The sequence below is a fragment of the Trichloromonas sp. genome (assembly GCF_034006665.1).
Lineage (GTDB): Bacteria > Desulfobacterota > Desulfuromonadia > Desulfuromonadales > Trichloromonadaceae > Trichloromonas.
Genome location: NZ_JAVESI010000001.1, coordinates 1 through 18,220, shown reverse-complemented (window position 1 = coordinate 18,220; position 18,220 = coordinate 1). Strand labels below are relative to the sequence as shown.

General features: G+C 59.2%; 17 protein-coding genes and 1 pseudogene. 9 read left to right on the top strand and 9 right to left on the bottom strand.

The features are described 5' to 3' along the window. Nucleotides 1-23 precede the first annotated feature (23 nt). The 3 genes from RBR25_RS00090 to RBR25_RS00080 all read left to right on the top strand — a co-directional run bounded on the left by RBR25_RS00090 (nucleotide 24) and on the right by RBR25_RS00080 (nucleotide 4,513). Complete coding sequence (locus RBR25_RS00090; protein ID WP_432817481.1) at nucleotides 24-1,421, top strand: DegQ family serine endoprotease; 1,398 nt, start codon at nucleotides 24-26, stop codon at nucleotides 1,419-1,421. An 11-nt stretch (nucleotides 1,422-1,432) separates the two neighbouring features. Further along, nucleotides 1,433-2,452 carry an SPASM domain-containing protein gene (locus RBR25_RS00085; protein WP_432817480.1) on the top strand — a complete coding sequence of 340 codons (1,020 nt, stop codon included), beginning with the start codon at nucleotides 1,433-1,435 and terminating at the stop codon, nucleotides 2,450-2,452. Nucleotides 2,453-3,004: 552 nt separating this feature from the next. Then, entirely contained in the window at nucleotides 3,005-4,513 is a 1,509-nt protein-coding gene (locus RBR25_RS00080; protein ID WP_432817479.1) for a hypothetical protein, read from the top strand. A gap of 286 nt (nucleotides 4,514-4,799) precedes the next feature. Here the strand turns inward: RBR25_RS00080 and RBR25_RS00075 are convergent, their stop codons facing one another. Then, nucleotides 4,800-5,036: a hypothetical protein gene (locus RBR25_RS00075; protein ID WP_432817478.1), complete on the bottom strand. Its 237-nt coding sequence runs from the start codon at nucleotides 5,034-5,036 to the stop codon at nucleotides 4,800-4,802. A 314-nt stretch (nucleotides 5,037-5,350) separates the two neighbouring features. On the opposite strand from RBR25_RS00075, the gene RBR25_RS00070 reads away from it, so the two are divergent. Then, a complete protein-coding gene (locus RBR25_RS00070; protein ID WP_432817477.1) occupies nucleotides 5,351-5,782 on the top strand; it encodes a universal stress protein in 432 nt (143 codons plus the stop codon). 133 nt (nucleotides 5,783-5,915) lie between these two features. Here RBR25_RS00070 and RBR25_RS00065 read toward each other — a convergent pair whose 3' ends face one another. Next, complete coding sequence (locus RBR25_RS00065) at nucleotides 5,916-6,443, bottom strand: hypothetical protein (RefSeq protein ID WP_432817713.1); 528 nt, start codon at nucleotides 6,441-6,443, stop codon at nucleotides 5,916-5,918. On the opposite strand from RBR25_RS00065, the pseudogene RBR25_RS00060 reads away from it, so the two are divergent. Both RBR25_RS00060 and RBR25_RS00055 read left to right on the top strand, forming a co-directional pair. Then, nucleotides 6,345-6,656: pseudogene (locus RBR25_RS00060) on the top strand (SLC13 family permease); the annotation flags it as partial. The gene RBR25_RS00065 and the pseudogene RBR25_RS00060 sit on opposite strands and share 99 nt — an antisense overlap. Nucleotides 6,657-6,999: 343 nt before the next feature. Next, the gene (locus RBR25_RS00055; RefSeq protein ID WP_432817476.1) at nucleotides 7,000-7,707 is read left to right on the top strand and encodes a 16S rRNA (uracil(1498)-N(3))-methyltransferase; all 708 of its coding nucleotides are present in this window, start codon (nucleotides 7,000-7,002) and stop codon (nucleotides 7,705-7,707) included. A 186-nt stretch (nucleotides 7,708-7,893) separates the two neighbouring features. On the opposite strand, the gene RBR25_RS00050 is transcribed toward RBR25_RS00055, so the two are convergent. The 4 genes from RBR25_RS00050 to RBR25_RS00035 are packed head-to-tail and all read right to left on the bottom strand — an operon-like array spanning nucleotide 7,894 to nucleotide 11,646. Further along, nucleotides 7,894-9,138: a GGDEF domain-containing protein gene (locus tag RBR25_RS00050; protein WP_432817475.1), complete on the bottom strand. Its 1,245-nt coding sequence runs from the start codon at nucleotides 9,136-9,138 to the stop codon at nucleotides 7,894-7,896. A gap of 43 nt (nucleotides 9,139-9,181) precedes the next feature. Next, complete coding sequence (locus tag RBR25_RS00045; RefSeq protein WP_432817474.1) at nucleotides 9,182-9,646, bottom strand: SRPBCC family protein; 465 nt, start codon at nucleotides 9,644-9,646, stop codon at nucleotides 9,182-9,184. A 2-nt stretch (nucleotides 9,647-9,648) separates the two neighbouring features. Then, entirely contained in the window at nucleotides 9,649-10,119 is a 471-nt protein-coding gene (locus tag RBR25_RS00040) for a hypothetical protein (RefSeq protein WP_432817473.1), read from the bottom strand. 45 nt (nucleotides 10,120-10,164) lie between these two features. Then, nucleotides 10,165-11,646 (bottom strand): helicase HerA-like domain-containing protein, encoded by a 1,482-nt coding sequence (locus tag RBR25_RS00035; RefSeq protein WP_432817472.1) that lies wholly within the window; start codon nucleotides 11,644-11,646, stop codon nucleotides 10,165-10,167. A gap of 286 nt (nucleotides 11,647-11,932) precedes the next feature. On the opposite strand from RBR25_RS00035, the gene RBR25_RS00030 reads away from it, so the two are divergent. The 3 genes from RBR25_RS00030 to nhaA all read left to right on the top strand — a co-directional run bounded on the left by RBR25_RS00030 (nucleotide 11,933) and on the right by nhaA (nucleotide 15,637). Next, nucleotides 11,933-13,243, top strand: coding sequence for an HDOD domain-containing protein (locus tag RBR25_RS00030; RefSeq protein WP_432817471.1), 1,311 nt, complete (start codon nucleotides 11,933-11,935; stop codon nucleotides 13,241-13,243). A gap of 311 nt (nucleotides 13,244-13,554) precedes the next feature. Next, on the top strand, nucleotides 13,555-14,412 hold the full coding sequence (htpX, locus tag RBR25_RS00025) for a zinc metalloprotease HtpX (RefSeq protein ID WP_432817470.1): 858 nt from the start codon (nucleotides 13,555-13,557) through the stop codon (nucleotides 14,410-14,412). A 46-nt stretch (nucleotides 14,413-14,458) separates the two neighbouring features. After that, on the top strand, nucleotides 14,459-15,637 hold the full coding sequence (nhaA, locus tag RBR25_RS00020; protein ID WP_432817469.1) for a Na+/H+ antiporter NhaA: 1,179 nt from the start codon (nucleotides 14,459-14,461) through the stop codon (nucleotides 15,635-15,637). A 58-nt stretch (nucleotides 15,638-15,695) separates the two neighbouring features. Here the strand turns inward: nhaA and selA are convergent, their stop codons facing one another. The 3 genes from selA to RBR25_RS00005 all read right to left on the bottom strand — a co-directional run bounded on the left by selA (nucleotide 15,696) and on the right by RBR25_RS00005 (nucleotide 17,762). Further along, nucleotides 15,696-17,096, bottom strand: a complete 1,401-nt coding sequence (gene selA, locus RBR25_RS00015; protein ID WP_432817468.1) for an L-seryl-tRNA(Sec) selenium transferase — start codon at nucleotides 17,094-17,096, stop codon at nucleotides 15,696-15,698. Between the two features lie 158 nt (nucleotides 17,097-17,254). Next, nucleotides 17,255-17,482: a hypothetical protein gene (locus tag RBR25_RS00010; RefSeq protein ID WP_432817467.1), complete on the bottom strand. Its 228-nt coding sequence runs from the start codon at nucleotides 17,480-17,482 to the stop codon at nucleotides 17,255-17,257. Nucleotides 17,483-17,537: 55 nt separating this feature from the next. Continuing rightward, the gene (locus RBR25_RS00005) at nucleotides 17,538-17,762 is read right to left on the bottom strand and encodes a hypothetical protein (protein ID WP_432817466.1); all 225 of its coding nucleotides are present in this window, start codon (nucleotides 17,760-17,762) and stop codon (nucleotides 17,538-17,540) included. Nucleotides 17,763-18,220 lie beyond the last annotated feature (458 nt).

Genomic DNA, 18,220 nt, shown 5'->3' with positions numbered 1-18,220 from the left:
AACCACGCATCACGGAGGAACCCATGAAACCTCGTCCGGCACATTTCATCATTCTGCTCTTGTCTCTGCTGCTGAGCCTGCCCGTTTCCGGGTTGGCGGCAGCCCCCCCCGACTTTGTCGCGCTTGCCAAGGAACTCAAGCCGGCGGTCGTGCATATCAGTATTGAACAAAAAGCCAAAACCCGGCGGCCCATGATGCCGCGCAGTCCCTTCGGTCCGCATAACGACTTTTTCGACGATTTCTTCAACCGCTTTTTCGAGGAAATGCCCCAGGGGCCGCGTCATAAGCAGGCCCTGGGGTCGGGCTTCATCATCTCCAAGGACGGCTACATCCTGACCAACGACCATGTGGTCAACGGTGCCGACACGGTGACGGTCAAGCTCGTCGACGGCCGCACCTTTGATGCGACCATCAAGGGGCAGGATGAAAAACTCGACCTGGCGCTGCTCAAGATCGAGACGAAGGAAGCCCTGCCGGTGGCGGTGCTCGGGGATAGCGACAAACTGGAAGTCGGCGAATGGGTGATGGCCATTGGCAACCCCTTCGGTCTGGAGCAGACCGTGACCGCCGGCATCGTTTCGGCCAAGGGGCGCGTTATCGGCGCCGGACCCTATGACGATTTCATCCAGACCGACGCCTCCATCAACCCCGGCAACTCCGGCGGTCCGCTCTTCAATCTCGACGGTCAGGTGGTGGGCATCAACACTGCGATCATCGCCGGTGGCCAAGGGATCGGTTTTGCCACACCGGTCAACGCCGCCACGGAGATCCTCGACCAGCTCAAGGAGACCGGTCATGTCATCCGGGGGTGGCTGGGGGTGAGCGTGCAGCCGATGACCGAAGAACTGGCCGACTCCTTTGATCTCAAGGAAGCCAAGGGGGCGCTGGTCGCCGAAGTCACCGCCGACTCGCCGGCCGGTCGTGCCGGGGTCAAGCGCGGCGACATTATCGTCCGTTACGACGGCTCCGAAGTGAACGAAACCAAGGATCTGCCCCGACTGGTGGCGGCGACGCCGGTAAACAAGACGGTCACCCTCGGCATAGTGCGCGACGGCAAGGAGAAGAGTCTCAAGGTCAAGATCGCCAAGCTGGAGGATGGTTCGGGTGTCGAGAGCGGCACGACGGAAAGCGGCGAGCCGGGACAGCTTGGGCTCTCGCTCTCCAATATCTCACCGGAACTGGCGGCGCGCTTCGGCCTGGATGGCACCGACGGGGTCCTGATCAATGCGATTGACCCCAACAGCTCGGCGGCCGCCGGCCAACTGCGGCACGGTGACGTGATCCTCGAAGTCAACGGCAGGGCGACCCCGAATGTCGCTGCTTTCAAGTCAGCCGTGGGCAAGGTGAAGAAGGGGGAGGTGCTGCGCCTGCTGGTGAAGCGCGGCCAGTCGGTACTTTACACCACGCTGAAGGCCGATTGATGAAAGCGGGGATGGACGATTCCGCACGGCGGATCTGCACCCATCCCTTTGCCTGGTGTGAAATCCATCCCGATGGGTCGGTCTTTGCCTGCTGTCCGGCCTGGTTGAAGACCCCCATCGGGAATCTGCTCGAACAATCTCTCCCGGAAATCTGGAACGGCCCCGCTGCGCGGGGCCTGCGCCGCAATATTCTCAACGGCACCTTTCACAATTGCAGCCGCAAGCGCTGTCCGCGCTTGGCGTGCGATGCGCCGCCGGTGATGACCACGGCCGAAGTTGTCGATCCGGAGTTGCGCGCCGCTCTGGATCGGGGCAAGGTCCATCTTCCCTACGGCCCGAAAATCCTCAATCTCTGTTTCGACCCTCGCTGTAACCTGAGCTGTCCCACCTGCCGCCGGGCGCCCCTTGCCCTCGATGATGCCGGCCGGGAGCGGGTCGGCCTGCTCACCCGGCGCATTGTCGAGCAGGCCGCGCCTCACGCTGAGGAACTGATTGTTTCCGGTTACGGCGATCCTTTCGGCAGTCCCGCTTACCGCGAGCTGTTGGCCGCGATCACCCCGCGCACCTGGCCGCGCCTGCGCCGTGTGGGCCTGCACACCAACGGCCAGCTCTGGGATGCCGCCGCCTGGGCGCAACTCGCCCACCTGCATCCGCTGGTCAAGAGCGCGGAAATCTCCATCGACGCCGCGACTGCCGCGACCTATGACGCAATCCGTCGGGGCGGCGACTTCGGCCGCCTGCTGCGTAACCTCGACTTCATCGCCACCCTCGCCATTCCCCTCACCTTCAGCTTTGTCGTTCAATGTGTCAACTACCGGGAACTCCCTGTCTTCGTTGAACTGGCCCGCCGTTACGGCGCCGTCGTCTACCTTGGGCAACTGGTCAACTGGGGCACCTTCGACCGCGCCGAATTCACCCGCCGCGCCGTACACCTCCCCGGCCATCCCGAATACAACGAGCTGCGCGCCATCCTCCGGCAACTCGACGAACTCTGCGATGTCGACCTTGGCAACCTGCGACCGCTGCTGTGAATTTATCGACAGGGTGTTTTTATGGGGGGACGGTGACCCGGAGGGGCGAGAGTTGGCGGATAAAAGGGAGCGGATCGTAAAATAAATCCGACCCTTTTTTCTTTTTTTGTGCGTTGTGCAAAAAAGCTCTCCTACAAGACGTGACGCCGGATGAGTTTTCTCACCGAGGATGTAAATGCAGCCAAGAAGATAAGCGTCAACACTGTCTTGGAAATGGAAATGCCTAGTTCTGCTCAATGGGATTTTTTTGTTTAACCGAAACTTAATTCTTGACTCCTGTTTTGGTCTGAAGTAATTCTTTTTCCCGAAAATAAACTTAATTTTACAATGATATAAATACTAAGAAACATGTATGTATAGAGATATGATTAATGCAATATGTGTATATGTAGACATGTTCCCCTTCCGTACATATTACTTTAATAAGGGATCGATTGGTTTACCAAGGGTCGAAGATTTCGACTTTCTGCCACGTGTTGTCCAGTTGTCTTATTCAATGGGGGATAAAGCAACGTAAAGGACAACAAAATTGTTTAAGGGAGGAATGGATTGATGAAGAAGAATGGATTGATGAAGAAGTATCTGTTTTTGTCGGTTTTTTGTGTTTTCTTTTTATGTTGTGGAAATTTGTATGCGTTTACCTCGTCCGGAATTGAGCCTTTCAACGTAATCGCAAAACTTCCTGTAGATCGTACTCAAGTAGATATCCACGAAGTTGTCAATGAGGTATCTCAGGCTATTAAGGATCAATTCGGTTCAAGAAGCTACTATCGTCTTAAGCCGATAACAGCAACTGAGAACATGGAAAATCTTGACGTCGTGGATGTGGTGCACTTTCCGCCCGTAAACATCCAGGGCTCTACCGAATATGCTGCCTTGGTTGAACTCTGGGCAACAAGTGATGATTATTATCTGAACCGCCTTGGAGCGGAATATGGCATCAACGCTCCGTGGGCAGTCAGTGTATACACCATTTCTGCTCCCACCTTGCAGATGCTCAGCATGGCTTATCCGAATGTAGATGTGGCGAATAACATGGATCAGATCACTGACTATGTCGTTGTCGCCGCTCTCAACCCGGATTCAGTAGCAAAAGTAGGGTACAACGATCTTTCCGCATTCAATAAATCGCTTTTCAATACCCATTGCGACAAAACAAGCGCCCAGATTTCCCTCGGCGTCAAGAATGCACTGTGTTACGGAACCCACTATGCATGGGATATTGAAGGTTCGAGCTTGGCATTTAGCTGGTGGCAACAACCTTCCTTCAACGTAGCGGATCTGTTGCGTGGCTCTGAAATTACTAACGAAGACATTGAAGCCCTTCCGGCTGACGTAGTTACTCCCAGCGTTAGAATCCCCAATGCAGATGCAACTCAGATTGCCGCTGCTCTTAAAGGGTACATGAAGCAAACAGCCCCTCTGTACAAAAATGCAACCATGCTGAAACCTTTTAGTGACATGGTACGTCAATTCATGGCAGAGCTGTTCGCATGGGATGGCCAGCAGATGTTCGAAGGTCACTACCAGAATCCTATGTATGACCCCAGCAACCCAGCAACAGGCACCCCGGTAGTTTCTGTTTATTTTGCAGATCTCGAGGACATGAAGGCACAACTTCCTTCCTTGCTTAACCAGTTTTTCCTGCCTATGTGGGAAGGTCAAAATCCTGCAGGCATCCCTTTGACTACTCAGGCCTGGAAGTTCCCCAGAGCTTTTGCTCTTGGTTATAACGATGAAGTCCAGATCGTGGAGCTTTGCAGCCAGTTCTATGCTGAGATGGCACTTGGAACCGGAATGCACCACACTCCGGCAATGCCTTGCATGGCCTCTGTTTACCAGGACGGAACTGATGCCGTTGCTCAGATGTTCACCGCCAAAGCTACTTTTGCAGCGTTTTTCAAAGATTCAGTTATCGCAATGAAAAACATGAACATGGAAGTTCAAACCTATCTGTTCGCTTTGTTCCCGGATATAATCTATAACGATGTAGCCGCTATGTACAATGGTGCTTTCCAGGCTGCCGGGATTGACACAAGGTTCCCTATCCGTTCTTTTTAACAGATAAGTACATCTCATTATTTCAAGGACTCTGTTAAATATCAGAGTCATAAGTAACGCAAAGGGGACTTCCCGTTATCATCTTGACGACGGGAAGTCCCCTTTGGTTTTTATTTGCCTAAAAACGGATGAGAAATGTGATGGTACGGCACAATACGGCCAGGCAAGGTCGCGTAATCAAGCGGGTGAGGCTTCCAGGGGTCGGGTCTTGAATTGCAACAAACACCATTTAAATCTCTCCCATTTCCGAGCCGCTGGTGAACTGGGTCTGAAACTGTCCCAAACTCTACTTGCAGGGTTTATCGCAGCCGCGGGCATGATGAACCAAGGCCGGATCTGTGCCGTCGTGCCGGGCGAGAAAAACGGCGAGGCTTTCGGCTTCGACGAACCAGCGTTCGCCCACTTCGTGACCAGCAATGAGCTTGCGCTTGATATGCATGTAGATGCTGATCGAGGTGGTGTGCAAGGTGCGCGCCGCTTCCTCGATGGGAACCAGGAGGTTGATCTCGCGGGCGACATACATGACGGTCTCCTTTCGCGGATGAGGAAGAAGGGTTACCTTCCCCGTTTGCAGGGGGCGGGCCAAGTCATTCACCATCCCATGTAAAGGCGAAATATGACGTGATGTCGGTAATCTGCCGGGATTTGCCAAGTTCTAAGCGGTACTCTTTTGTCGGCGCTGGTGCCGCTGGAACAGGCTTGTGCCGGGGGATTTGCGGAAAAAACAGGCAGCACTCGCCTGTGAAAAATCCTGATCGGGACCGTTGACAGAGCGCTAAAGCCGACTATGCTCAGGGAAAATGTTGCCGACATCCGCATACAAATAAGGAAGAAAATATGAGCGAAATAAATAAGAATATCCTCGTGGCCTTTGACGACTCCCCCGCTTCCCATAAAGCTTTCGACCTGGCCCTAGAATTTGCCCGAGGCCGGGAGGGAAGTAAGATCATCGTCCTGTCGGTGGTACAGATTCCGGATCTGATTGACGTGTCGATGGATTTCGAACCGATCATTTGCGCTTCTCGCGCCAAGTTCGAAGGAGCCCAGGAACTGCTCAAGGCCAAGGCTGCCGGGCTCGGGGTGGAAATCGCCACGGACTGTGTGGTCGGTCATGCCGCCGAGGTAATCGTCGATCAGGCTCATCAAAAAGAAGTGGGAATGATCTTCATCGGCAATCGCGGCCGTGCCCGCATCGCCGAATGGCTGCTCGGCTCCGTTTCTCACCAGGTTGCGAGCCAGGCCCGCTGCACAGTGACCATCGTCAAGTAGGATGGCGTCGCAAAAAATTCGTCAACTGCTGCGTTGCTGCCATGGCCTTGCGGTGTCGACGGACCTAAATCCGCCTCATTGTTTGACCATGGCGCGCTTGGTATTAGCCGTTTTTTCCTAACCATTCGGAAAATCAAAAAGACGCCAAGAGCCACCCCAAAACGGGGTGGCTCTTGGCGTTTAAGCGGATGGAAGTATTCAGAACATCATTCCCTTCGTTTTTTCTTCGATTCGACAGGTACTTGCGGAAGAGGCTTGACAAAATTCCAGGAAAGGAAGATGAAACCAGCCGTTTCTTTTTTCTTCGCTGCTGAAATGATGTTTCGATGATCGAAAAAACGATGCGTTTCCGGCTTCGGTCGGTCTTCCCCATGAGCCCTTTGCTGTTGGCCTTCGTTGCCCTGCTGACGATTCTGCTGTTTGTGGGCGGGTATGAAAGCGCGACGGGGACGCCGGACTTTGACGACGGGTGGCGCTCGGTGCTCAATGCGCGAACGATCGCGACGGTTTCCGCGCCCGGCGAGTTGCCGCATATCGAGGAGAAAAGCAGTGCTCTTCCAATCTGGTTGGCGAGCATCTTTCCGAAGCCCCTTTCGGTCACCGCCAGATCGTTTTTTTCCTGATGGGTGCCATGACCGTCGTTGAGGTGGTCGACGCCCATAATGGCTTCGAGGTCATCACCTCGCGGATCAAGACCACCAGGCTCTCCTCGCTCATGTGGCTGACAGTTTCGCCACCTTCTTCCTCAGCGCAGTGCTTGACAACCTGACCACCACCATCGTTATGATCATCGTTGATGAAAAAGCTCCACGACCGGCAGGACGACCGGTTCTTCTTTGCCGGGATCATCGTCATCTCGGCCGCCGGGGTGGCGGCGATGGGGCTGGAGAAGGTTCACTTCTTTTGGTACGTCAGGGAAATCAGCGGTCTGGCCCTGATCGGCTACTTCGCTGGCGCCGTCATCTATATTGTCCAGTACGGGTTGTTGCACGGCTGATGGGAGGGTTTCCTTGGCGTCCCGCCGCCCTAACCGGAACCGACGAACAAGGCACAGGCACGTAAGACGAGGCATTTTTATTCATTTTCCGCTCTTTTCGGAGGGGGTGTATTGTGGCATCCATCTGTAGCGGATTTTGTTGCGATGGCAAGTTCAGGTTCGGCGGGTTTTTGATGAAAAAAATGCTGTCTCGGAGCCGGTCGCATGAAAGGAGGGCGGCATGAATCTGATCCTGCTTTTTCCCGAGGATTTTGTCGCGCCGGATCGGGTTCTTCTGACCGGACGGCGTTTGCGTCATGTCCTTGAGGTGCATCGGGCGGCGGTGGGGGAATCCCTATGCGTGGGGGAGGCGGGGGGATTGATCGGTTCCGGACGGGTGCTGCGTCTGGAGGAGTCCGGACTGGAGATGGCGGTGGCCTTCGAGCAGAAACCGCCGCCGCCTCTGCCGGTGACGCTCCTTCTGGCTCTGCCGCGTCCCAAGGTGCTGAAGCGGGTACTGCTGACGGTGACTTCCCTGGGGGTGAAACGGATCGTTCTGCTCAACAGTGTGCGGGTGGAGAAGAGTTACTGGAAGAGTCCGGCCCTTTTCGGCGAAGGGCTGCGGGAGCCGCTGATCCTCGGGCTGGAACAGGCACGGGATACGGTGTTGCCGGAAGTGTTGCTGAAACCCCTGTTCAAACCCTTCGTTGAGGACGAACTGCCCGCCCTGAGCGCTGGGACCATCTGCTTGGTCGCCCATCCCCCGGCGCAACTTTCCTGCCCGCGGGAAGTCTCCGGCCCCGTGACCCTGGCGGTGGGGCCGGAAGGGGGATTCATTCCCTATGAGATCGGCAAATTGCAGGAGGCGGGATTCGTTCCCCGCGCCCTCGGCGAACGCATCCTGCGGGTGGAGACTGCCGTCGTTGCGCTGCTGGCGCGGCTTTTCTGAGGGTCTTAGGCGGCGAAATGATTCTCGGTGTATTCCTTGAGGGACTCGAAAAGCCGAGCGATTTCAGTTCTTTCCGCCCTTCGTCGATGGCAAGAACCAGCGGGTTGACCGGCTCGATCAGGGAGCGATGCTGGTTGTCGATAAAGTCGCTGCCGACGGCGTTTTGCTGGGTCCGGTACAGCAGGCTTACGGGGTGGTTTCCTGGTGAGCGCGATTGGTTTCCGCGCAGTAGACCCGGTCGCGGCCGGTGCTCTTGGCATGGTGAAGGGCTTCCTCGGCCCGTTGCAGGGTGCCGGTCAAATCGAGGATGTCACCGGTAAGAACGGCGACGCCGAGGCTGATGGTGACCGGTAGATTTTGTCCTTCGAGATCAAGGGGTGTCTCTCCTACGGCCCGACGCATGCGTTCGGCCACGGCTCGAGCGGCGGAGTTGTCGGTACCGGGGAGAATCGCCAGGAATTCCTCGCCGCCATAGCGGCCGAAAAGGTCGTAGTCGCGCAATTCGATGCGGATGCGGCGCACCACCTGGCGCAGTACTGAATCCCCCGCCGGATGTCCGTAGCGGTCGTTGATCGTCTTGAAGCGGTCGATATCGATCATCACCAGAGCAATCGCCTGATCCGGCGCCTGGGTCATGGAACGGCGCAGACGCGAGGCTTCCTTGCGCGCCCGATTGAGAATCTCGCTGCGATTGAAGGCGCCGGTCAGGGGATCGATCGTCGCCAACTGCGTCAGCTGCTCTTGGGCCTGGCGCAACTGCACCACCCCTCGGCGCAAGATCAGAAAGGCGGCGGTGAAGACAACGGCGAGCACCAGAGTCAGCAGCCCGGTCGCGGTCAGTACCCCGCGGTTGATTTCGTCGCGATAGCGGGTGACGTCCATGTACAGTTCGAAGCAGCCGGCGACCTGCTGGCCATTACGGATCGGCACGTAGGTTTCGACGACATCGACGTCGAACTGCCGCTCGTTGACCAGGTCGAGAACCGTCTCCCGGCTCTCCAAGTGGCTGTCGGGGACTCCCCCCAGCGCTTTGGTCAGGCGCCGGTTGCCGTCATCGATCTGACCGACGATGGTCGGGTCGGTGCTGTAGAGGATCTTTTGTCCGGCATCGTAGATCTTGATCTTGACGACGTCGAAGGGAGCGGAGAGGGTGCGCAGGCGGCGGTCGAGACGTTCTCGGTTCGTGGTGGGGAGGGTCAGCTTTCCGGACTTGTCGAAAAGCAGTCGGCATTCTTCCGCGAGGAGCTCGCTTAAACGCACGGCGGTCTCTTCGGCATTGTGGGTGACGTGGGCGGTGAAGACCCGGTGGATGCCGTAGCCGGCCAGAGAGAGAATCACCAGCAGGGAAAGGACTGCGACCCAGGTCATCAGCCGGAGCAGGCCATCGGGATCAAGGTGGGGCATGAGCTTAATGGCGGTGATCTCTTTCATTTCCGTCTCCAGCGCCGGGGCCGTATCCGGGGCGCTCCGGGCTTCATCTTTCGCCGAGAATACTCCGAATCGCCTCTTTCCGGTAGTCGAAAATCCGCCCCAGTTGCAGCCGGATCAGGGGCAGGGCGAGTTCTCCCAGGGGCGCGAGGGGGAGCTGGTAACGAACCTCGTCCTCCATCATCGTTCCCCCCGCAACGGGGCTGAAGCGGTGCCGGTGAATCCATTGGCGGTAAGGGCCCCGGCGCTGCTCATCGACGAACTGGTGGGGCGGTTCCCAGCAGGTGATTTCCGTTTTCCACGCGAAGGGAATGCCGAAGAGGCGCAGGCGGTAATCGATGACGGTGCCCTGGTCGACAGCGATGGGCAGGGGCGTGAGAATGCGGAAATTGAGTTCCGGCGGAGTGATCCGTTCGAGGTTGCCGGCATCGGCGAAGAAAGCGAAAACTTCCTCGATGGGCAGTGGAAGTACCTGGCGGGTGCACAGGCTGTGGACGGTGGCGTGTTCCATGGTCAGGGCTCCTGGCGCTGGGCGCTGAAGGGGACGTGACGGCCGGCGGCGAAGCGCAGGTTGTCCCGGAAAAAAGTCAGTTCGTAGTTGTCGTCCAGGCGCCGGTAGTCAAGCAGGTCGGGGTGCAGCCGCCGCCGGCCGGGCAGATCCACGGTCAGCTCGTCCAGGCTTTCGGGATAGTGTCCCTGTTTTTGGTGAAAGCTTTCCAGCGAGGCGCGGATCACATTCCCCCGCTCCAGGCATTCGTGAAAGGCGCGCCGATTCGTCGCCTGCCCCGCCGACCAGCTGCCGAGAATGAGAATCAGCGCGGCGGCCATGACATAGTACTTTTCCTGCCGTCGGGGGGAGGGAGCCAGCCCGGCGGCGCCGAAGACGAAGAGCAGCAACAAGGCAGCGCCGCTCAGGGAACCGAGGGGGACGCCCCCTTCGCCCAGCCACCAGCCGGCCAGGGCGGCCAAGCCCAGACAGATCAAGCACAAACCTTGACGCAATGCAGGGGATAGGTTCATGGGCGAAAATCAGCGGCGTCCGCCGAAGAGGGATCCGAGGACGCCGCGGATGAGGGTGCGGCCGACCTGGGTGCCGATACTGCGGGCGGCACTCTTGGCCAGGGACTCTACCAGACTGTCCGGCTGGCGGCCGCGCCGCGCCGGTTCTTTGCGGGCGGTGGGGCGACTCTGCGCCAGTTCCGCTTCGAGGGCGGCGCGCTCCTGCTCGCGCTGCGCCCGTTCGCGCAAAATTTCATGGGCCGATTCCCGGTCGACGACCTGCTCGTAGCGACCGAAGAGGGGGGAGCCCTGAAGAACCTGACGTCGCTCCCCCTCGTCCAGGGGGCGCAGGCGGCTGCGGGGCGGGCAGACCAAGGCCCGCTCCACCATGGTCGGCGTTCCCTTGGCGTCGAGCACCGAGAGGAGCGCTTCACCCACCCCCAGTTCGGTGATGACCCGGGCGGTGTCGATCTTGGGGTTGGGGCGGAAGGTTTCGGCGGCGGTACGCACCGCCTTCTGATCCCGCGGAGTGAAGGCGCGCAGGGCGTGTTGGACGCGGTTGCCGAGTTGGCCGAGGACCTCGTCGGGGACGTCGCTCGGACTCTGGGTTACGAAGTAAATCCCTACCCCCTTGGAGCGGATCAGGCGCACCACCTGCTCGATTTTGTCGCGCAGGCTCTTGGGCGCTTCGTCGAAGAGGAGATGGGCTTCGTCGAAGAAGAAGACCAGGCGTGGTTTTTCCGGGTCGCCGACCTCGGGGAGGCGCTCGAAAAGTTCCGACAGCAGCCAGAGCAAAAAGGTGGAATAGAGCTGCGGTGAGAGAATGAGCTGATCCGCCGCCAGGATGTTGACCATTCCCCGGCCGGAAAGGTCGGTGCGCATGAGATCGGTCAGTTCCAGCGCCGGTTCACCGAAAAAGCTGTCGCCCCCCTGATCTTCAAGAGAGATCAGGGCACGCTGGATGGCGCCGACGCTGGCGGTGGAGATATTGCCGTAGCTGGTAGTGTACTGGGAAGCGTTCTCTCCCAGGTGACGGACCATCGCCTGCAAGTCCTTCAGGTCGAGGAGGAGCAGACCATTGTCGTCGGCGATGCGGAAAGCCAGATTGAGCACGCCCGTCTGGACTTCGCTGAGGTTGAGAAGCCGGCCGAGAAGGAGCGGTCCCATATCCGAGACGGTGGCCCGTACCGGATGCCCCTGCTTGCCGAAGAGATCCCAGAAAATAACGGGAAAGGCCTCCGGGGCGAAGTCCTGCAATTTCAGTTGCGCTGCTCGTTCCACGATTTTCGGATGGCCTTCCCCAGCTGCCGCCATCCCGGAGATATCCCCTTTGATATCGGCGAGAAAGACCGGGACGCCTTGGCGGCTGAAGCCTTCGGCGAGCAGACGCAAGGTGATGGTCTTGCCGGTGCCGGTGGCGCCGGCCACTAGGCCATGGCGGTTGGCCATGCGCGGGAGCAGGGCGATGTCCTGGTCGCTGCGGGCCAGCAGCAGGGGGGGCGGTGCGGTCATGGAGCCTCCTGGTCAATCATGCAAAGGAATGAATTATTATGGATCGGGTCGGTTGCCGGAAAGCGCGGACCCTCCGACCAACAGAATGAAAATATACCGGCGGCCATGGGAATGGCAACCGTAAAAGCCGTATGGCCCGGGATTTGCAAGGACTTACCTCGCATTCGGTCGCGCCGGGGCCGGGGTTGACAATTCCCCCCGTTCGGCGAATATCTACAGGAAACGATGCGGTTTGGATCGTTTTTTCTTTGGGTTTTCCGCGGGAGGGTGAGGGAGGTTTCGGTTCATGAATCAGGCCGCCAACGATATGCGACCGCTGGAGGTGTCAAACTCGTTGCAGGGGGATCTGGGGCTGATGTCTCTCGAGGATCTCCTCGCCTGGATCGAGGCGAGGGCTTTGACTGGAGCGCTCACCCTGGTTTACGGCACGGTCCATAAAACCCTGGCACTAGAAGTGGGGATGCTGGTCGGCCTGGTCAGCAACCGTGCGGAGGAAAGCCAAGAATACATCCTTGCCGGCGCTGGTTTTCTCGACCCCGAACGGCTCGCCGCCGCCCGCCGGGAGAGCTTGGCGCGCAACCTTCCCCTGGGGCGCTACCTAGTGGAACGAAAGCTGCTCGATTCCTCGGCCCTGAAGCGCTTGCAGACCTTTCGGCTGCTGCTGGCGCTGGCCGATGCCCTGCGCCGTCCACGAGGCTTTTTTATGCTGCGCCAAAGCGAACCGGCGACCGGTTCCCGGATCGTCCGCCTCGGGTTGGGGGAGTCGGTAAAACGGGCGCGGCAGCTCAATGAAAAGGCTCTCGCCGAGCAACGGTCAGGGCAGGATTCCTGGTACGAAACCGTGGCTCGCCGTCTGGGGCGCGGCGATTTTTCCCTGCCGCCCATGCCCAAGACTCTGCTGCATCTGCGCCGGGCGATGGAGGATCCCCAGGGTTCGCCCCATCAGGTGCTGAAAATTGTCATGGCCGACCAGCTTCTGACCTCGCGCATCCTCAAGGTCGTCAATTCTTCCTTCTACGGCCTGGCCAATTCTGTAACCTCGATCCAGCACGCCCTCGTTCTCCTTGGCTACAAGAAACTGCTCGGCATTGCCGTCACCCATTCCATAACCCCCGCTGACACGGCGGAGCGCACCCGGCTGGTGGAGCTCATGCGCCATGGCTTCAAGTGCGCCTACGTCGCCCGCAAGCTCGCCGGTCTTTGCGGCGAGGACGAGGAGACTGCCTTCGTCGGCGGCCTGTTGCACGACATCGGCAAGGTGGTGTTGTGGCGGATTCTGGCGGAGCAGGAACTCTCCGAGGCAGAATGCGAACGTCTGGTCGTCGACCATCACGTTCAGGTGGGGGCGCTTCTGGCTGAAAACTGGCATCTGCCCGAAGCGGTGAAGCAAGTCATCGCCCGTCATCATGAGCCCGAGCTCCTGGCGGGGGAAGAACGCCTTCCCGCCCTCGTTCAGTTGGCCGACCGTTTCGTCAATGAAGGCATCTTCCCTGCGCCGACGGAATCTCCCTTGGGCACTCTCCTGGCCCGGTTCGATGTCGGGGCCGCTGCCGCAGAACTGGAGCAGGTGGAGAGTTTCGTTGCCGGCATCTTCTGAGAGGCGCGGTCTGTTCGTGATGATGGTCGGAACAACCACCGCCGCGGACTTTTTGCGCTGCCGCCGATTTTTGTTGACAGAAAAATATCCGTTTTCGTATCCTTTAGATCGTTAAAGGGGAGTAGCAACCGGCGGGAGACATCGCCGGCCCGCGTTTCGTCATTACGGTGACCGAGTCGCCCGGGCGCGGGGTAGCCGACCAGCAGGTCGCGATTTGCCAGACCTTTATTCATGGCGTTTCAACAGTCAGCCGTGGGTAAGGGTCTTTTCTTTTACCGACGGCGCAACCCGAGGTACGGAGGAATAAAAGCATGAACACCTTGAAAATCACCTTCTTTCTCACCTGTCTCACCCTGCTCATGGTGGCCATGGGCAATGCCATCGGCGGTCAGGGGGGGATGGTCATCGCCCTGCTTCTGGCCGGCGGCATGAATTTCTTCAGCTACTGGTATTCGGACAAGATTGTTCTGAAGATGTACAAGGCCCGCGAGGTTTCCGAAACCGAAAGCCCAGCCTTTTACCGCATGGTCAAGGGCCTGGCCGAGCGCGCCGGGATGCCCATGCCCAAGGTTTACATCATCCCTTCGGACAGCCCCAACGCCTTCGCCACCGGCCGCAATCCGGCCAATGCCGCCGTTGCCGCCACGGAAGGGATCATGCGCATTCTCACCGCCGAAGAACTGGAAGGAGTGATGGCCCACGAACTGTCTCATGTCCGGAACCGCGACACCCTGATCTCCACCATCGCCGCGACCTTCGCCGGGGCTATCGCCATGCTCGGCAACATGCTGCAATGGGCGGCGATTTTCGGCGGCGGCAGCAGTGACGACGAAGAGGGGGGCGGAAGCATGCTCGGCGGCCTGGCCATGGCCTTTATCGCGCCGATGGCCGCCATGCTCATCCAGATGGCGGTTTCGCGCAGCCGCGAGTTTCTGGCCGATGCCTCCGGGGCAAAGATCTGCGGCAATCCCCTGGCTTTGGCCAGTGCCCTGAACAAGTTGCAACTGGCGTCCCAACAGGTGCCGATGAACGAGGCGACCCCGGCCACCTCGCACATGTTCATCGTCAACCCATTGAAGGGGGCGTCGCTGGCCAAGCTCTTCTCCACCCATCCGCCCATGGAAGAGCGTATCGCCCGGCTGCAGGCTATGGCTGGAGGCCGGGCTTGATGGGGGTGTTCCGTTGCCGGCGTGGCCGCGACGGGAGAGGTGACCGATGACGATAAGCGCGATACGGGAGTTTCTGAAACTGGAATCGGCCAGCGGCATACTGCTGATCTTCGCCATGCTGCTGGCGTTGCTCTGCGCCAACACGCCGCTGGCCGGTCTCTACGACCTGTTTCTGCAAACCCGGCTGGCCGTCGAAATCGGCGAACTGTCCCTCGCCAAGCCCCTGCTGCTGTGGATCAACGATGGTTTGATGGCGATCTTCTTCCTGCTCGTCGGCCTGGAAGTCAAAAGGGAGGTTCTCGACGGCGAGCTGTCGAGCCTGTCGCGGATCGTCCTTCCGGCGCTGGCGGCGGTCGGCGGGATGGTGCTGCCGGCGCTGATCTACGCCTGGTTCAACGGTGGCGACGTTCAGGCTCGCGACGGCTGGGCGATCCCGGCGGCGACCGACATCGCCTTCGCCCTGGGGGTCCTCGCGTTGCTGGGCAAGGGGGTTCCCAACAGTCTCAAGCTGTTTCTGCTGACCCTGGCGATTCTCGACGACCTGGGCGCGATCGTCATTATCGCCCTGTTTTTCACCCACGAGTTGTCGATGCTCTCGCTCGGGCTGGCCGGGTTGGCCATCGTCATGCTGCTGGTTCTGAACCGTCTCGGCGTTACCCGGTTGGCGCCGTACATCCTGGTCGGCGTCTTTCTTTGGACCAGTGTGCTCAAGTCGGGGGTGCACGCGACCCTGGCCGGCGTGGTCATGGCTTTCGCCATCCCCTTGCGGGAGTGCGATGTCCACGGGCATTCCCCCCTGCGGCATCTGGAGCACAGCCTCCATCCCTGGGTGGCTTTCGGCATCCTCCCGCTTTTCGCCTTCGCCAACGCCGGCGTCTCCCTTTCCGGCATGTCGTTGGATTTCTTGCTGGAGCCCCTGCCGCTGGGCATCGCCCTCGGGCTTTTTCTTGGCAAACAAGTGGGAGTGTTCGGTTTTTCCTGGCTGGCCGTGCGGCTGCGGGTGGCGAGTCTGCCCGACGATGTTCGCTGGCGGGAGTTCTACGGGATGTCCCTGCTCTGCGGTGTCGGTTTCACCATGAGTCTGTTCATCGCCTCGCTGGCCTTGGATGGCGGGGCGATGCCGGGAGCCCGTCTCGGGGTGCTGCTCGGGTCCCTGCTGTCGGCGATTTGCGGCTACCTGATCTTGCGCCGCACGGCGCGGTTTCGACGCCGGTGTTCATGTTGACCGAGCGATAGCCGAGAAACTTTTCGCGGCCCCGGAACCCAAGGTTCCGGGGCTTTTTTCACGAGCGGAAGGCGATGCGCAGGGCTTCGATGAGGTGCGGTTCTTCGTCGGGGAGGATGGTGCGCAGGTTGAGGAGCAGGCGGTTGTCCTGAACGCGGCCGACTACCGGCGGTTTCCCCTGGCGCAGGCGCAGGGCGAGGAGGTCGACGCTGATCCCTTGCGGGGTCAGGGCGACGGCGAAACCGGGGAGTTCGGTCAGGGGCAGGGCGCCGCCGCCGATGGCCGAAGGCTCTTCGATCACGGAGATCTCTGCCGCCGTGCCGAGGGTAGCGTCAAGTCGCTCGGCGAAAGCGCGGCTGCGCTCTTCCACTTCCGCCGCCGTCATGTTGAGCATGCGCAGTACCGGCAGTTCCGACAGCGCCCGCTGTTCGTCAAGGTAGGCGGCCAGGGTCGCTTCCAAGGCCGCCAGGGTCAGCTTGTCGATGCGCAGGGCGCGGGCCAGGGGGTGGTGGCGGATTTTGTCGATAGCGGTGCGGCGGCCGACGAGAATTCCCGCTTGGGGGCCGCCGAGGAGTTTGTCGCCACTGAAGGTGACGACGTCGATCCCCGCTGCTACCGCCTCGCGCACCGTCGGCTCCCGAGGGAGGCCGAAGGGCGTAAGATCCATGAGCATGCCGCTGCCCAGATCTTCCATCACCGGCAGGCCGTGGCCATGGGCCAGTTCGACCATCGCCGCTGCCGGCACCTCCTGGGTGAAACCGACGATGCGGTAATTGCTGGTGTGGACCTTGAGCAGCAGACCGGTTTCCGCGTTAATCGCCCCGGCGTAATCCTTGAGATGGGTTTTGTTGGTCGTTCCCACCTCGCGCAGTTTCACCCCGCCCGCCTCCATCACTTCGGGGATGCGGAAGGCCCCGCCGATCTCGATCATTTCCCCCCGCGAAACGATAGCTTCTTTCCCCTTCGCCAAGGCGGTCAGGGCGAGCAACACTGCGCCGGCGTTATTGTTGACCACCGCCGCCGCCTCGGCGCCGGACAAGCGGCAGAGCAATCCCTCTACATGGGAGAAACGATGACCGCGCTTGCCTGTTGTCAGATCGAGTTCGAGGTTGGAATAGGAACGGCTGACGGCGGTGATGGCGGCCAGCGCCGCTTCGCTCAGGGGGGCGCGACCGAGATTGGTGTGCAGCAGGGTGCCGGTGGCGTTGAGCACCGGCCGCAGAGAGGGCCCCTGCTTGTTCGCCGCGCGGCAAGCCGCGAGTTCGGCGACGCCATCGACGGCCAGATCGGGGGAGACGCTTCCAGAAAGAATAGTGTGGCGCAATTCGGCGACCGTCTCCTGGGCCGCTTCCACCAGCAGCACATGGGGGCAGGTGGCGGCCAAGGCCTGTAGGGGCGGAGCGTTGAGAATGCGGTCGACGGCGGGGAGTTGGCGCAAAAGAAGGTTTTTATCGGTCATGGAGGGCTCGTTGATAGACTCGGGATTGCAGGGATAATGACTTATTCGCTGATACTAGCATAGCCGGACCGCCTGGTAATCCATTTTTCTCATCCCCCAAAACAACGAAAGCCGAAGCATAGGCTTCGGCTTTCGTGCAGGATTGTTGAGATTCGTGGTTACCGGGCCGACTGGTCGGCGGCGCTGCCGCTGGTCACCCCCTGGACGATGCCGACCAACAGCATCAAGGCGGGAACAAGCTGGGTAGCGACGATCAGACCGACGAAGCCGAGGAACAACCAGACGAGCAATCCCCCGCCGGAAGCGGCGCTCGAAGCGGCGAAAGCGGACGTGGCGACGGTCGACAGGAGGGCGGTGGCGGCGGCGATGCGGGCGGTGGCTTTCATGATGTTCTCCTTTTCAAGTATGAGATCCGTGTGATTCGGGGACGTTGCTCGTTTCTTAGCGATGACTGCCGGCTTCCTTGTTCCCTTTGCCGAAGATGCTCTTGGCACCGGAGATGAAGAGGGTCAGTCCCGGAAGCAGCTGGGTGGCGATGATCACGGCGAAAAAGCCCAAGAAAGCGATGGTGACCAGACCGAAGCCGGAACCCTCGGCGGCGCCGGAAGCAAAAGCGGTAGAAGCCGAAGCGGCGGTGATGATCAGGGTCGAGAGAGTGCGTTTCATGATGTGCTCCTTTCCAAGGCCGTTTGCCTTGCTCTTGTCTTTCTATATAGCGAGGAGCGTGCCAAGACTGAAAATAAATTTTTTAAATTTATAATAATATGAAATTACTAGGATTTATTTTTAATGGAGGTTCTGGGGAGGGTTTGGCGCGGGGATGGGTCGTATGAATAAAATATACTTTTTCTCGTTGTTCGCAATTTGTTAAACTGGTCTAAAAATAACTTAAATATCCGGAATTGATAGATAATATGGCAAATATGAGGTGTATGTAGATTTTATTCAAAATCGGTGGAAGGAAGGCCAGGGGTTTAAAGACCAGAATGCAACATGCCGGGGTCACCCATTAAAAGGCTGTCCGTCAAGGGCAAAAACATTCCCTGAGCATGAGATTGTGGTTTTCATGCTTTGCTGCGTTCAGTCACCGACATCCTTACCATTGCCGATATTTCTCTCTGCTT